Raw genomic sequence first — 14,778 nt, 5'->3', positions numbered from 1 at the left:
GGATGCACTCGTGAACAGGTCGTGTCGCGGGCATAGCCGATCTCTTGATCTGGTTCAGGATACAAAAAGCATATGAGTCGTCTCGAGAATTTCATCAGCAGGATGACAGCACAGCGTGACATTCTCGATCACGTCTGCCCCGAGGTGGCGAAGATGGAAGGGCTGGTGCTCGAGCTCGGCCTCGGCAATGGCCGGACGTTCCACCATCTGCGCGAGCGCCTGCCCGGGCGCCGGATCGTGGTGTTCGACCGCGAAGTCGGCGCACACGCCAGCTCAATTCCCGAAGCTGAAAACCTCGTGCTCGGCGAAATACGCGAAACCGGCCGCAAGTTCATTGGCATCGAGGCCGCCCTTGTTCATGCCGACATCGGGACCGGCTATGATGATCGCGATGCAGTGACCGCTACCTGGCTTCCCGATCTGATTGCGAGCCTGCTTCGCGTTGGCGGCTTCGCCGTCAGCGGCACGCCGCTCGATCACCCGCTGCTGCAACGCCTTCCGGCGCCGACGTCGGAGCCTGCCGATCGTTATTTCCTCTGCAAGCGCTTGTGAGCGGCCGAGAGCGCTCTACCATAACGCTGCTCCAGCTCTTTGTTTTAACGCAGTTCCCAAGCGAGAGCGCTACGCCCGCCTTTCCCCCGGAAACGTTTCGCACTCATCCTGCAATTCCTCAGGGGATTGTATACACCGCGATCTCCCGCTCAATGCCGCGCAGCGAGACTTCGTGAGGCACGGGCGTCAGCGCGTTCCTGTGCAACAGATCGGCGGTGAGATTGTCGTCAACCACCGCGCGGGTGGCGAAGATCGCCTGTGCGTTGGCCAGGTTCTGGACCCGTGAAGCAATATTGACTGTCTGGCCAAAATAGTCCTGCCGCTCGTTCATGGACACGGCGATGCAAGGGCCGGCATGGACTCCGATCTTGAGCAGCAGGTCCTCGCGCCCGCTTTTTCCATTGAGCCCACGCATGGCATCGCGCATCCTGAGGGCCGCGGCCACCGCACGATCAGGCGTCGCGAAGGTCGCCATCACCGCATCACCGATCGTCTTCACCACCGCGCCCGCCTCCGCCGCGACGATCTCGTGCAGCACCTGGAAATGCTCGCGCACCAGATCGAAGGCTGACAGATCGCCGACCCGCTCGTAAAGCTCGGTCGATCCGCGCAGGTCGGTGAACAGGAAGGTCAGGCTGGTGATCTTCAGCCGCTGGTTGATATCGAGCGTGTCCGTGCGATAGAGATCGCGAAACGTCTGGTTGGTGAGCAAGCGCTTGGCGGTCAGGAAGGGCCGGCGCTTGCCCAGGAAATCGTGCAATGCGTGGCCGGCGATGAAGACCGTCGGCAGCACGCGGGTTTCGGTCCTGTTTTCCAGGGAAATGCGCAAAGGGCCTGGTTGCATCTCCAACGTCTGGTTCTGGACATGGTCGCGGTCGAAAACCAAGGAGAGGCTTCGGCGCTCTTTTGTTGGTTCGCCCTTAGCGTCGATGAACTGCGCTGAATGCGTGACCGGCTCGAACACGATGACGAATTCAGGCGGAAGCTGTATGGGCAGAACCGCCTTTTCACCGGGCGCAAGCTCGATATCCTCCAGCGAGAACGCTTCCATCTTCTCCGCCAAATCTTCTTCCGGCAGGTCGGCGCCGGACGCCAAGTAGATCTGGCGGAAATATTCCACCAACGGCAGTTCGTGTGGAGTGTGGGCGGCAATCTTGCGTATGCGTGGACTGACGGTGAATGTCACCTCGACCATCTCGTCGAGGGTTGGCGAATAGCCCTCGGAGCAAAGCGCGCAGGTGTATTCGTCCTTTTGCATGGTTTTCAGCGTGGCGTTGGTGTCGAGCACGCCGCCGCAGCCCGGGCATAGAACATTCCAGGAAATGTCGAAGATGCCCACCCGCGCCGCATGGAGAAAGGCGCTGATGGTGCGTTCCTCGTCGAGGCCATTCTTGCTGGCGAAGGCCAGCCCATTGATGCGGCAAAGCTCGCGGTCCTTGCCCTCGGCGATGGTTCGCCGGATCGCATCGATTGCCTGCGGTTCGACATCGGTCGATTGCCGCAGAAGTGAGAACAGATCCTGAGCTTCGGTCATGGTGCAGGCTCCGGAAAATTGCGCCCCGAGGCGTATTGGCCGGACTGGGCTTCGGTCCGCGCACCGCATCTTACGTCGAAAGGGATCGAACGGCCATTCGAATGGATAGATCTGATGACAGCTCAATTTGCATGCGGCGGATTTTCACCGGCCGCAAGCGGCACTATGATGGGTGCATGGGGCATTCATCTTTGGGGCTTTCTCCCGTGCCGACATCCAACAACCCGCCACTTCCCGCGGCGCTACGGCTTTTCTCGGCTGGGGTCATTATTGTCCTCATCGTCGGCGCCGGCCTGTTTTTCGCGCCTGCGCTGGTCAAGCCGCGCTGGCCCTGGCCCGTCACGCCGTTCAGTGCCCGCTTTCTCGGCGGCTTCTACACCGCCGAAATGGCAGTGATGGCGGCGCTCTTATTCTGGAATCGCTGGTCGCCGGGCAGGCTCGTGCTGGTCATGGCGTTCATCTTCACCCTCATAGTGTCGGTGGTTTCGTTGATCAATCTCGGCTATTTCGACTTCGAGCGAAAAGCGGCCTGGCTCTGGTTTCTGGTCTATCTTGGTTCGGTCGCCGTATCGGGGCTGTTCCTGTGGCGGGCCAGGGCCCGTCAGCCAGCAAGTGGCGTGACCCCAAGCCCGGCATGGCGCAGCTACATGTTGGCGGAAACGGCGGTCCTTTGCCTCTATGGCTTGGGCATGTTGCTGTTTCCCGCTATGGTCAGCAGCACCTGGCCATGGACGGTCGATCCCTTCCACGCCCAGGTCTACAGCGCCATCTTGCTCGCCGGCGCTGGCGGCACCTACCTTATTTGGAAAAGCGCGCCGCGCGAAGAATTGCTGGTGCTAGGCCTGGCGCAATTTCTGGTCGGCCTGCTTTCCATCCTTGGCCTCGTCATCACCGACGGCGCGGTGCACCGGATCGACTGGACGGCGGCCGCTACATTGAGCTGGCTCGCCCTTTTCGGCTGGATCGGCATCAGCGGCGCCTTAAAACTCTACACTGGCTTTCGGTATTTTGGTTTGCATTCGACAGCATAGGCGGCAGAGACGGCTGGATTTTCAGGTGACGTCCGGTGCATCGTGAGGGGCCGATACATTTCGCCAGGAAGCCATGACCAGCACGACCTCGCCATCCGAGAAGATCCAGCCGCAGCTCCGGGCCGTCCGGCGAAGCGATGCGGAGGCGCTTTGCGCGATCTTCAACATGCCGGGCTTCCGCTGGGGCACGTTCAGGATGCCCTTCGAGACGGTGGACCAGGTTGAGCGGCGCATCGCCAAGTCCGGCCAGGAAGACACCTGGATTGTCGCCGAATTGGACGGCAAGGTCGTCGGCCATGGCAGCCTGGTCGTGCAAAGCTCGCCGCGCCGTTCACATATCGGCGAAATCAATATCGGCCTAGACGACGGCTTTGTCGGCAAAGGTATCGGCTCTGCCATCCTTGGCGCGCTGCTTGACGTGGCCGACAACTGGCGCGCCCTGAAGCGGGTCGAATTGAGCGTCTATGTCGACAACGAACCGGCCATCCACCTCTACACCAGCCACGGCTTCGAGGTCGAAGGCCGGCATGTGAAGGCCGGTTTTACCGACGGCCAGTACCGCGACCTCCTGAGTATGGCCCGGCTGCGGTTCTAAGATCCGCTTTTATCAACGCTGCTGGCGACACGAGCGCGGTCGACAGCAGGTATCCTCGGAGTGCCGGGACCGCGACAACACGCAATCTGAGGCTCATTGCATCGTCCCCGACAGCCTAGTTTATGGCGTTGACGTAGACAATTCGTGCCGGATCCGGGTAGTGGGTCAGTTTGAAATTCAAGTATGTCAGCACGTCATTTGCCGAACGCCAGAACCTCACCGTGCGGATGCACATGCGCCGCTTTACGGGCCTAACCAATGGCTTTTCCAAAACGGTTGAGGCTCACGCCAACGCGGTCGGGCTGCATTTTATGTATTACAATTTTGTGCGCATCCATGCCACTTTGCGCGTGACGCCTGCGATGGCCGCTCGCGTGACTGACCAGCTTTGGGAGATTAGCGACATAGTTGCGCTTATCGAGGCGAAGGAAGCCGAGAAGCCAATGGTTCGCGGCCCGTACAAGACGCGCCCCGCATGAACATTGTGGTTCCATGACTGTCTATCGTCGGCCCGATCTATTTCGCCATTCGGGGCTTTCCCGTTGAATTCGTTTTGGTGTGGGCCGCTATATGGACGGGGCTCGCGCCATCGCTACTTGGAAACCGATTTTCGCTGCTATCAAAGGCGACTGCGACCAGCCACCGTCATGGCTCGACCGGCATCCTTCCGTCACTTTGGTCGGAGTCTTTGCAGCTACACTGGCAATGGTCGAAGCGACGCATGTAGCAGTCTACTATTGGACGATCTGGCGGTTGATTTCAAACTGACCCACTACCCGGATCCGCTCTCACTTGGCGTTTGCCCCGCAAGCGGCTAGACGGGACCGATGACCGACGGCTTTGATCCAACCCCTGCGCCTCCGGCGGAAATTCTGGCTGTACTGTCGCTGCTCTGCCCGGAAGTCGTGCGTGACATCGAGCAGAACTGGAATGCTCCCGTTTCCGACTACGCCCGCCATCTGTGGCGGCCGGTGGCAAGGCCAGTATCAAGCCCGGCGATCGCTGCCCGCTCGATCCTGCGCGAAGTCTTGCATCAGCGCCTCGGTGTAATTATGCAGCCTCAGCAGATCGGCAAGGCCCTCGATGAGTTTGAGTACAGACCGGTGATTCAGTCCGGTCTGCACTGCCTGCTTCTGATGGACCGGACCACCTTCGATGCCCTCCTGTTTGCCTGGCTCGGCGCGGTCGAAAACGGGCTGTCAGCCTTCGTCGGCTTCATGGGAACGACGATGACCATGGAGACAATTGGCCGGGAGGGGCCCGGGTGGCTCGATGTCGGTGACGACAAGGTCAACCTGTTTGGCATGGGGCGCCACAAGCTGTGCCGCAAAAGCGCCTGCGCAGCCGGTCCCGTCTCCCTCAACAAGCGCGCGCTCGAAGCGGTGGGCGATGAGACGGATGCCAGCCGCTGGCTAGGTACGCTGCTTGCCCGCCAGGATAAGGTCTTTGGAACCGCCGCCGATGCCATGACAGCGCTGAACGAGGATCTGGTCGCCAACTGGGATCGCTCCGGCATGGCCCTGCCGGTTTTCATCGATGATCGCCTCGCCGCGGCTGCCATGGCGCGGCATCTACAATATGACGGCGGTCTTCTTTCCAGGCTGCTCATCGAACCCGCAAGACGCCGGCGTCTCGAACATGCCTTGCAAGAGGCCGCATCGGGCCCATTCGGCAGGTTCCTCCCCAATGCCACGGACTATTTCTGGGGCATCCGCGAGGAGCGCGTGCGCAAGCTCGTTCTTGAGGACGGGACCCTGATCGAGCTTGATAAGCCGCATGGTCTGTCCATCCCCTTCGAGCGGCCGCATCTCAAGCAGGCGCTGCTTGACGGCGTGCTGCTGCCGAACTTGTTCCTGACGTTCCTGGTTCTCGCCATCTTGCCGCGGGTGCGGGTTGTCGGCGGCCTGAGACAGATTGGCTATGTAGCGCTTTTCCACTCGATCCTCCTAGCTGCGTTGGACGAAACCGCACCGGAAGAGCGTGATCTGGCTGCGGAGCTGCAGGTAAGGGAAAATGCTTGGGGCACCCGGGTCATCGATGAAAAGATTTCGGTCCGCGAGCAGCTTGCCGGCCTACCGGAAGGGGCGCTCTTCGCGGACCTGCTCCGGCAATACCGTTCGCGGACATTTGCCGAGGCCACCGACAACCTGAAGCTCGTCCGCGAAAACGCGCGATGGCGCAAGATCGGCCAAGCCTACAGCGTCTGATCCGGACGCCTGGCCTCACTTGTTATTGCTCAATACCGGCCTTGCGGAGCCCCTCCACCATGAGTTCGAAATCGGCAGGGTTCTTGTAGGGCAGGATTTTGCGACGGTATTCCAGCGAATAGTCGGGATTGACGCGAAGCACGTCCCGCCATGCCGCTTGGGCCTCGGCGAAACGGCCCAGCTGGCCGTAGCTGGCGGCCAGAAGCGCCCGCGATACGTCGGTGACAGCGTTGCGAGCCAGCCGTTGCAGCAAGAGGTCAGCGGCCTCTTCGTACCTTCCAAGTTGAAACAAGGCCAAAGCTTGAAAGTGGAGAAGCACATCCGGGAAATATGGATTCAAGAATTTCCCCCGGGCAAAACTCTCGAGGGCGTCTTCGGATCTGCCCGAATAGTACAACGCCTCGCCGAGGGCAACGTGCGCTTCGGCGAAGTTCGGATTGAGGACGAGCGCGCGCTCGGCCTCGTCGACGGCCCCATCGTGTCGCCGTGTGTACAGCTTGACAATAGCAAGCGCCCAGTGCGCCCAGGGATCGCTGCCATCCAGCATTACCGCTCGCGTTGCGGCCTCGTCCGCTTGCGCCATCGATTCGGGCGGCGACGCACCCCAGCGGTTCAGGTAATCGATGCCGTGGGTAAGGGCCAGGAATGCGTGGGCAGAGGCAAATTTCGGGTCCAGTTCGATGGCACGTTGCAAGAGGTCGCGAGCCGCGACGTTCGTCTCCCTCGTCAGCCGGTGCCACAGCTCCCTGCCCCGCAGGAAATAGTCATACGCCTCCGTATTGCGCGGGTACTCGGGCGCCAGCCGCTGCCGATCGCCCGCGGTCAGATTAAGCGACAGCGCGCCGACGATCTGTTGCGTCACGTCGTCCTGCACGGCGAATATGTCGGTCAGGTCGCGATCGAACCGCTCCGCCCAAAGATGGCCGCCCGAAGTTGCGTCGATGAGCTGCGCGGTGATGCGCACCCGGTTCCCTGACTTGCGTACGCTACCCTCAAGAACATACCGCACGCCGAGTTTCGTGCCCACCTCCTGCACATGGACGTTCTGGCCCTTGAAGGTGAACGACGAATTGCGTGCGATGACGAAGAGCTGCGACAGTTTGGACAGGGCAGTGATGATATCCTCGGAGATGCCGTCGGCGAAGTAGTCCTGTTCGGCGTCACCGCTCATGTTGGCGAACGGCAGCACGGCGATCGACAGCTTCGGCGGCACTGCCGTAGCCGGCCGGCTAGTTGCGCTTTCCGGGATCGCGGTCCCAGCGCTGCCAACTTGTAGCGAATAGACCCGGATCGGCTCGGCGATGTTCTTGAGCTGTGTGCTGCCGAGATCGCTGACGGAGAGGTCGAGCCTGGCCTTGACCTGGCGATAGGCATCCTCGGACAGGCAGATGGCGCCGGCCGCCGCCAGTCCCTCCAAACGCGAAGCGATGTTGACGCCGTCGCCCATCAGGTCGCCGTCGCTTTCTTCGACCACATCTCCCAGATGGATGCCGATCCTGAACTCAATACGGCGGTCTTGCGGCACGCCGGCATTGCGCTCAACCATACCATTCTGAACCTCTATGGCGCAGCGCACGGCATCCACCACACTGCGGAACTCAACCAGGGCCCCATCGCCAGTGCGCTTGATCACCCGGCCGTGGTGCACTGCGATGATCGGATCGATCAGGTCGCTGCGCAGTGCCCGCAACCTCGCCAATGTACGATCTTCGTCCGCGCTCGCGAGCCGGCTATATCCGACCACATCCGCAGCTAGAATTGCGGCTAGCTTACGATTCTCGCTCAAGGGTCCGTCTCCTTATCTTCACGATAGCAGGAAGACCGAACCAAGAGGGAACTTTTGCAACCGACAGCCACGCAGAACCGAATTGGCTGCGCGCGCTGTCACAGGCCCACCCGATCGCCCGATGCCCATTTGCGCTGCCACTTGCCCATCCACCGCTATGGGTTCATGCTTGTGAATACACCGGCCGGGAAATGCGTAGGGAGAACACGCCGTCGCGGCCCCTAGTGAGGTCTGGCTCGATGGACTGCGCAGGCTGCGGTTTCGAGGTTGAGGGCGGTTACGCTTTCTGTCCGAGGTGTGGCAAGCGCCAGCCCGTGCCATGCGCCAGTTGCGGTTATCCCTGCGCATCTGATTTCGGGTTCTGTCCGAAATGTGGGGCAAGCGTCGGTGCGCCGGCAAAAGCCGTCGAACGGCTTGCTCCGACACCAAGCCGAACCATTGTGCCGCCCTCTCGAACTCCGTCGCTGCTTGCGAACACTGATAGCGACGAAGGGCTGCAGCCCATCTCTGACGCCGATCGCCGCACGGTAACCGTCCTCTTTGCCGACCTTTGCGGCTTCACGACACTCAGCGAGCAGCTCGACCCTGAGGTCATGCAAACGCTGCAGAACGAGCTGTTCAAGGAATTGACGGCGGCGGTGCAAAATTTTGGTGGGTTCGTCGACAAATTCATCGGCGATGCACTGCTCGCTTTGTTCGGTGCGCCGGTCGCGCATGAGGACGATCCGGAACGCGCGCTTCGCGCCGCTCTCGACATGATCGCCCGGACGGCGCGGCTCGGCGAAAGCACCCCCCATTCCGGCTCGCCTCTATTACTTCATATTGGCATAAACACTGGCCCCGTCGTTACTGGACGATTAGGCATCGGCATCGCCAAATCCTATTCGGTGACCGGCGACACGGTGAATACAGCACAACGCCTGCAATCGCTGGCCGCACCGGGAGAAGTGCTGGTAGGCGAACTCACTCACAGGCTGACCCGGCATGCCTTCTCTTACGAGTCGATGGGTGATGTCGTGCTTCGCGGCAAGGCCGGCAGTGTGCTCGTCCATCGATTGGATGCACCGCTTGCGGAGCCGCGTGCAGCGCGTGGGCTCGAGGCGCTCGGCCTCAGCGCGCCGATGATAGGTCGCGGTGCGGAGCTCAACAGAACGCTGGCGAGCCTTGACCAGGCGTGCGGCGGCACGGCCCAACTTGTCCGCCTCGTCGGAGAAGCCGGTATCGGGAAATCGCGGCTGGTGAAGGAGTTCGTCGCCCGTGTCGGCGACGAGGACCGTTTTCGCAACGTCGCCGTGCGACAGACCACGTGCTCACCACTGGGCGAACAATCATTTGGCGCCCTGGGGGCAGTGGTGCGCAGTGCTGCCGGGATGATGCAAAACAACGATGGGAACGATATGCGGGGGAAGCTCTCAGGCTTGCTTGCCGATCTCGGCCTGCAGGGCGAGGAGGCGAAGCGGCTGATGCCTTTGCTCTACCATGTGGTTGGGCTTGGCGACCCGGATGCCACCTTGCAGCATGTCGAACCCGAGCAGCTACGGCGGCAAATCTTCTACGCGGTCCGCACCATCATCGAACGGCGGCTTGCGTTGTCGCCGCTGTTGATTGTCGTCGAAGATCTGCACTGGGCCGACGCCGTTTCGCTCGAGGCACTACGTTTCGTGATGGACAGGTTGGAACGCACGCGGTTAATGGTGCTGGTCACGCATCGCTCGGCACCGGAGAGCGGCCAGCTCGACTCAGGTCGGGTCAGTCACACGGCGCTCAGGCTTTCGCCGCTCAACGGCGATGAAGGGCGCAGCCTGCTGGTGGCGCTTTTCGGCGAGAGCTGGGTAAGCTCCGCAGCAGGGCTCGTCGATCAGATCCTCGACCGAGCGGGTGGCAACCCTCTTTTTGTAGAGGAGATTGTTCGCGGCCTTGTTGATCGCGGTGTACTGGTGCGCGAGGGGCAACGATGGCGGACCGTAGCAGGCGAAGTCGCAACCGACATTCCCGCCACTATCCAGGCAATGTTGCTTGCTCGCGTCGACCGGCTGCCACAAGAGGTGCGCCGGTTGGCCCAGGAAGCCGCGGTAATCGGCGCGCGCTTCGATGCCACCCTTCTGAAGACCGTGACAGCCGACCCCGCCCGGCTAGAAGCAGGCTGCGAACTGCTTTGCGATGCGGAAATCATCGAGGAAGTTGCCGGATTAGGCTCCATCTCGTCGCAAAGCTACCGCTTTACGCAAAGCTTGTTGCAGGACGTGATCTACCAGAATCTGCTCCGGCAACGCCGGACCGAAATCCACGGGCGGATAGGTGCTGCCTTGGAGCAACTGTGCGGCGATAATCCGGAACGGCTCGAGGACTTGACCGTGCTCGGTCACCAGTTCGCACAAAGCGCCGAGCGGGAGAAGGGCGCGCATTACCTGCAGGCGGCCGGCGATCGCGCCCGCATGATTTACGCCAACGACGACGCCCTTCGTTTCTACGAGCGAGCACTGACTGCGTTGGAGGCGACCGGGCAAACACCGCTCAAACTGAAAATTGCCGAGCGCATTGCCGATTTGAGCGGCTCGGCGGGCCGCCGCGAGATCGCGCACCACCACTACGAGGCGGCCTTGCAGGCATACCGTGAGTCGGCTGATCGCGTAGCCTCTGCGCGCGTTTTGCGTAAAATCGGTCGGCTGCTCTGGGACGTCGGCAAGCGGGACAAAGCAGAATTCCGCTACGCTGAAGCGGCAGCGCTCCTCGAAGGAGCGGATGCTCCGGTCGAGCAGGCGCATCTCTGGCAAGAACGTGGCCGACAGGCGTTCCGTAGCGGAGATCACGCCCTCGCGGCAAAATGGGCAGACGCGGCGTTGGATTGCGTACGCACTCGCACCACGGAGCATGTCTCCGAGGTGGGGCGTGATGCCACTCTTGTGACCGCCGAGGCACTCAATACCAAGGCTGTCGCACTGGCTCGCCTTGGACGAAACCGTGAAGCCGTGCGTCAGGTCGAGCATAGCATTGAATTGGCCGAAGCCGCCGGTCTGCTGGGCGCGGCCTGTCGCGGCTACACCAATCTAGGCGTGCTTTACACGACCATCGATCCCGCACAGGCGATGGAGGTCTGTCGGCGCGGTCTTGAAGTCGCGCGCCATATTGGGGATTTGGGCTTCCAGGCGCGCCTTCTCGCCAATCTGGCGGTCGCTTGTTGTACTTTCACGGATCGCTGTCCAACAGAGGGCGTGCCTGCTGCCGAGAAAGCTATCGAGATCGACCGCGCACTCGACCAGCGAGAGCACCTGCCGGTGCCGTTGCTTGTGCTTGGGCAAATCCACCAGTGCAACGGCCGTCCGGAACTGGCCCTTGGCTTATTCCACGAGGCACTGGAGGTAGCGCGCGAAACGGGCGAACCCCAACTGCTGTTTCCGTGCTATGATGGTCTGGCAACGCTTAATCTCGACCTCGACAATCTTGCCGAGGCAGAACGCTACTTTTCCTTGGCGCAGGGTATATGCGCCCAGCACGGGCTCGACCCGGAAGCGCTTGTGGTGCTGCCCTTTCTCGATTAGCCGGGGTTGGAGGTTGGAAATGTCCGCGCGTAGTGACTTGGTACCGCTTCAACTGGGCGACCGTGCGCCGAACTTGGTCCTCGACGCCATTACCCAGGATGGCAAGATCGCGCTTGACGACTTTCGCGGACAAAAACCGGTGCTGGTTGGTCTGTTTCGAGGTCTGCATTGTGCGTTTTGCCGGCGCCATATCGCCGCTCAGGCGCGGCTTGACCCGGAGCTGCGCGAAAAGGGCGTGGAGAGCCTGACCGTGGTCAACACACCGATCGAACGGGCGCGTCTTTATTTCCGCTACCACCCGATGCCGACTCTGCTTGCGGCCTCGGATCCTGAACGCGCTTCGCATCGTGCTTTTGGGCTGCCCAATCTCGAATTCACCCAAAACGAGACCAACTGGCCGTACAAGGTTTCGATCGCAGCGGCGAAGGATATGCTGGTCGACATGCCAAGCGAGTTGCCCGGTCCAATGGATCCTTTTGCGGCCACCGAAATCCTCAACAAGAGCGATAATTATGAAGTGACCGAAGCCGACGAGCAGATGATGGCGACGGGACACGGACAACTGATAGGCCAGTTCCTACTGGACCGGCAAGGGATTGTCCGCTGGAGCTTCACGGAGGTGCCAGAAGGTGGGCGATACATGTTTGGGGCGCCCAACCCGCAAGAGCTGATGTCAGCCGTGTCCCAAGTCGCCCAATAAGTTTTTCGGGAGACTGCATTGCTGCCATCTGCAATGCGGACAAGAAGGCCACTATCGGTCAAAACTTCGCGTTACAGCTTGGGGCTTGAGATGAATGGGCTCACGATCGGCACTGCTGCGCGGCAATCAGGCCGGGAGCCGCCACATTCGCACACGACCGGTACCACGCAATTCCGTTTCCTCGAGTGGGTCGCAAGCAAAATTTGGTCCAAGCATTTGGCGAGTTGCATCCGAAATGCGGATTTCATCGGGCTCCGCCGAGGTTTGAATACGCGAGGCAAGATTGACCGTCTCGCCCCACAAATCATAGGCGAACCGCCTCTTGCCTATGACGCCGGCGACGATTGGCCCTGAGTGAATTCCAATTCTGAGTCTCAGCGGTTCTCCTGCGAAGCGTTCGCGCTTGACCGCCTTACGCAGCTCAAGTGCATAGCGCGCGAGTGCCTTCGCATGATCGGCACGCGCGGTGGGCAGGCCAGCGACCACCATCACACAATCGCCGATTGTCTTGATCTTTTCGCAGCCGTATCGTTCCGAGAGCCGATCCGCCGCCTTGAAGAAGTAATTCAAAATTGCGAGTGTCGTTACGGCTCCGACGCTCCGCGCTCGTTCTGTGAAACCGACTATGTCGGCAAAAAGCACACTCACTTCTGCATGGTTGTCAGCAATTTTTTTGTGCGCCTTTAGCCGCTCCGCGATCGACGCCGGAAGAATGTTGAGGAGCAGGGTTTCGGCGCGATGGTATTCACGCGCCAATCCTTCCTGGCTCTTCCTCAACGCCTCGTTCGTCGATTGTAATTCCTTGTTGAGTTGACGCTCCCTCTCTTGCAGGAGGGTCATTTCATAAGCCTTTTGTTGAAGCCGCTGCCTATTGTCGCGTTCGGCAGTGGCGTCAAGAAAGAGCAGCCACACGCAGCCATTGTCAGCAAAAAAATGAAGGTCAGCGACACGCCCGCTGGGCAGTTCGACCATGGCAATGTGAAACGGAAGCTCCGGGCAAGGCAGCAAACCTTCCATGAATTCAAGCTGCTCGGCAACACGCTCGCCAATGCGAAGCGAGGAGAGCCCGTAATGCTCAACATTACCGCCCTTCGCAGCCACGCAAAGCTTTGGGTCGATTTTCAGATACGCGACGGAGTTCCCATTGTAGAAGAAATTGAAAATCCAACTGCTAACTTCTTTGGGCAATCCGTGCATGGTCTACTTGGTTACCATCAAGGCAAGTTGACGAAACGCATCATCGACATTCTCACCCGAGAGTGCACTCGTGAGATAGATTTGCCATCCACGCTGCCTGAGTTCGTTGATATCACCATCCGATATTGCCCACCGATCGGCCAGGTCGGATTTGTTGATCAGCACTACGAACGGCATTGCGCCGAATTCGGCCTCGGCCCGTTCGCGCAGCGTGAGCGCCACGGCAAGTGTCGCAGCGCGGGTTCCATCGACGACTAGCACAAGCCCGGTTGCACCTCGAACATAGCTGACGCGGAATGAGCCGATGTCGTCTTCGCCGGCCAAGTCCCACAAAATCAGATCGACGGTTTTATCCGGGAGTGCGACATTCTTCTTGTCGATTTTCACTCCCACCGTGGTCAGGTAGGTTTCTGAAAAAATGCTTTGCACAAACCTGCGAACCAGGCTCGTCTTTCCGACGGCGAACCCGCCCAGCATGCAGATCTTTTTTTGCACCATCTTGGGCTCCCCTAGTCCAGGTTTACCGTAATCGAAACCCGGCGATTGGTGGAGCTCCCGGCTTGACTGTTTTCAGGCACCAGCGGCTCAAAAGTGCCCGCGCCCCGAACCAGCAGCAGTTCCGGAGCGACGCCGCGTTTGTTGAGAAGCGCACGAACGGTCTCGGCGCGGGCTGCACTGATCGACGCGTTGGCCGTCTCACGGCCAGTGGCGTCCGAATGCCCGGTCAGCATGAAGCGCGCAGCTACGCCTGACTTGCGGGCATTTTGGGCGAATTCCTTTATCTGATCCGCCAGCCTGTCGAGAACCGGCAGCTGCTCTGGTCCCGGCACAACTTTGCCGGAAGAGAAGAAAATGTCGGTCGTCTGGATGGCCTCTCTCAAATAATTAAGTTCTGCAAGGTTCAGCTCGCGCAGCTGCGAGACATCCAGAACCACTCCGTCGGCCGAAAGCTGTTCAGCGGCGGCCTGCGCCCGGTTGATCCACGCAGCAGTCGCCTCCCCCACGACTAGGATGCGACCTTGGATGATCGAAAGCTGAACCGATTTCGGCGGGGACAGCGACGCCGTCAGCCGCTTCACCACGAACTTTGGATCAAGGCTCTGAAAGAATTGCCACTGTGAATGAACGCGGGCAGGATCAACCTGCGTTCCAGACAGCAGAGCTTGCGGGTCGGCGGCAAGCGGGTCTCTCAGGCCAGAAATGTAGAACTGGCCGCCCCTAACCGTTTGCTGAGCGACGATGATCCCCGGTTGGGCCTCAAGTCGCGACACATAATACTGCCAGTGCTCGGCCTCGCGTGCTTCGGGGCTCACATCACGAACCCTGGAGATGTCGAATTCCGGTCCGCCTACCGAAAGCTGTCGGGCCGCGGCGCGCGCCCGATCTATCCAAGTGTCGGGAGCCTCACCCTCGGCAACGATGCGATTGTCGACGATCGAAAGCCGAACCGATTTCAGCGGATACAGCGACACCGTCAGCCGCTTCAACACGAACTCCGGTTCAAGGCTCTGATAGGATTGCCATTGCGAATGGACCTTGCCGGGATCGAGCTGCGTTCCAGACAGCAGGGCTTGCGGGTCGACGGCAAGCGGGTCCCGCAGGCCGGCAATATAGAATTCGCCATCGCGTATTTTTTG

Annotated in this window: 11 protein-coding genes and 1 pseudogene; 7 read left to right on the top strand and 5 right to left on the bottom strand. The window is 60.5% G+C overall.

What is annotated here, in order from left to right:
* Positions 1-72 precede the first annotated feature (72 nt).
* Positions 73-552 (top strand): class I SAM-dependent methyltransferase, encoded by a 480-nt coding sequence (locus tag FJ527_RS21010; RefSeq protein ID WP_140619036.1) that lies wholly within the window; start codon positions 73-75, stop codon positions 550-552.
* 118 nt (positions 553-670) lie between these two features.
* Here FJ527_RS21010 and FJ527_RS21005 read toward each other — a convergent pair whose 3' ends face one another.
* Positions 671-2,086, bottom strand: a complete 1,416-nt coding sequence (locus tag FJ527_RS21005) for an adenylate/guanylate cyclase domain-containing protein (protein ID WP_140619034.1) — start codon at positions 2,084-2,086, stop codon at positions 671-673.
* Positions 2,087-2,187: 101 nt separating this feature from the next.
* On the opposite strand from FJ527_RS21005, the gene FJ527_RS21000 reads away from it, so the two are divergent.
* The 4 genes and pseudogenes from FJ527_RS21000 (at position 2,188) to FJ527_RS20985 (ending at position 5,919) form a co-directional block, all read left to right on the top strand.
* Positions 2,188-3,117 (top strand): hypothetical protein, encoded by a 930-nt coding sequence (locus FJ527_RS21000; protein WP_246677748.1) that lies wholly within the window; start codon positions 2,188-2,190, stop codon positions 3,115-3,117.
* Between the two features lie 73 nt (positions 3,118-3,190).
* Positions 3,191-3,712 (top strand): GNAT family N-acetyltransferase, encoded by a 522-nt coding sequence (locus FJ527_RS20995; RefSeq protein ID WP_140619032.1) that lies wholly within the window; start codon positions 3,191-3,193, stop codon positions 3,710-3,712.
* Between the two features lie 185 nt (positions 3,713-3,897).
* Positions 3,898-4,191, top strand: a pseudogene (locus tag FJ527_RS20990) (IS1 family transposase); the annotation flags it as partial.
* 348 nt (positions 4,192-4,539) lie between these two features.
* Positions 4,540-5,919: a hypothetical protein gene (locus tag FJ527_RS20985; RefSeq protein WP_140619030.1), complete on the top strand. Its 1,380-nt coding sequence runs from the start codon at positions 4,540-4,542 to the stop codon at positions 5,917-5,919.
* Positions 5,920-5,941: 22 nt separating this feature from the next.
* On the opposite strand, the gene FJ527_RS20980 is transcribed toward FJ527_RS20985, so the two are convergent.
* Positions 5,942-7,705 (bottom strand): adenylate/guanylate cyclase domain-containing protein, encoded by a 1,764-nt coding sequence (locus FJ527_RS20980; protein ID WP_140619028.1) that lies wholly within the window; start codon positions 7,703-7,705, stop codon positions 5,942-5,944.
* 239 nt (positions 7,706-7,944) lie between these two features.
* Between FJ527_RS20980 and FJ527_RS20975 the strand changes: the two genes are divergently transcribed.
* Both FJ527_RS20975 and FJ527_RS20970 read left to right on the top strand, forming a co-directional pair.
* Positions 7,945-11,244, top strand: a complete 3,300-nt coding sequence (locus FJ527_RS20975; protein ID WP_181166422.1) for an adenylate/guanylate cyclase domain-containing protein — start codon at positions 7,945-7,947, stop codon at positions 11,242-11,244.
* A gap of 19 nt (positions 11,245-11,263) precedes the next feature.
* Positions 11,264-11,944: a redoxin domain-containing protein gene (locus tag FJ527_RS20970; RefSeq protein WP_140619026.1), complete on the top strand. Its 681-nt coding sequence runs from the start codon at positions 11,264-11,266 to the stop codon at positions 11,942-11,944.
* A 126-nt stretch (positions 11,945-12,070) separates the two neighbouring features.
* Here the strand turns inward: FJ527_RS20970 and FJ527_RS20965 are convergent, their stop codons facing one another.
* The 3 genes from FJ527_RS20965 to FJ527_RS20955 all read right to left on the bottom strand — a co-directional run.
* On the bottom strand, positions 12,071-13,141 hold the full coding sequence (locus FJ527_RS20965; RefSeq protein ID WP_140619025.1) for an adenylate/guanylate cyclase domain-containing protein: 1,071 nt from the start codon (positions 13,139-13,141) through the stop codon (positions 12,071-12,073).
* Positions 13,142-13,144: 3 nt separating this feature from the next.
* The gene (locus FJ527_RS20960; protein ID WP_140619023.1) at positions 13,145-13,639 is read right to left on the bottom strand and encodes a Rab family GTPase; all 495 of its coding nucleotides are present in this window, start codon (positions 13,637-13,639) and stop codon (positions 13,145-13,147) included.
* A gap of 11 nt (positions 13,640-13,650) precedes the next feature.
* A partial coding sequence (locus tag FJ527_RS20955; protein ID WP_140824017.1) for an OmpA family protein occupies positions 13,651-14,778 on the bottom strand: 1,128 nt, incomplete at its 5' end.

Origin of the sequence: Mesorhizobium sp. B2-4-18 (assembly GCF_006441385.1) — a bacterium.
Taxonomy (GTDB): Bacteria; Pseudomonadota; Alphaproteobacteria; order Rhizobiales; family Rhizobiaceae; genus Mesorhizobium; species Mesorhizobium australicum.
This window is presented reverse-complemented; position numbering and strand designations above follow the sequence as displayed.

What these genes read in the sequence shown, in the direction of transcription:
- FJ527_RS20995 (WP_140619032.1), top strand. Translation starts at nt 3,191, where the DNA reads ATGACCAGCACGACCTCGCCATCCGAGAAGATCCAGCCGCAGCTCCGG.
- FJ527_RS21005 (WP_140619034.1), bottom strand. Translation starts at nt 2,086, where the DNA reads ATGACCGAAGCTCAGGATCTGTTCTCACTTCTGCGGCAATCGACCGAT.
- FJ527_RS21010 (WP_140619036.1), top strand. Translation starts at nt 73, where the DNA reads ATGAGTCGTCTCGAGAATTTCATCAGCAGGATGACAGCACAGCGTGAC.
- FJ527_RS20985 (WP_140619030.1), top strand. Translation starts at nt 4,540, where the DNA reads ATGACCGACGGCTTTGATCCAACCCCTGCGCCTCCGGCGGAAATTCTG.
- FJ527_RS20970 (WP_140619026.1), top strand. Translation starts at nt 11,264, where the DNA reads ATGTCCGCGCGTAGTGACTTGGTACCGCTTCAACTGGGCGACCGTGCG.
- FJ527_RS20975 (WP_181166422.1), top strand. Translation starts at nt 7,945, where the DNA reads ATGGACTGCGCAGGCTGCGGTTTCGAGGTTGAGGGCGGTTACGCTTTC.
- FJ527_RS21000 (WP_246677748.1), top strand. Translation starts at nt 2,188, where the DNA reads ATGGATAGATCTGATGACAGCTCAATTTGCATGCGGCGGATTTTCACC.
- FJ527_RS20965 (WP_140619025.1), bottom strand. Translation starts at nt 13,141, where the DNA reads ATGCACGGATTGCCCAAAGAAGTTAGCAGTTGGATTTTCAATTTCTTC.
- FJ527_RS20960 (WP_140619023.1), bottom strand. Translation starts at nt 13,639, where the DNA reads ATGGTGCAAAAAAAGATCTGCATGCTGGGCGGGTTCGCCGTCGGAAAG.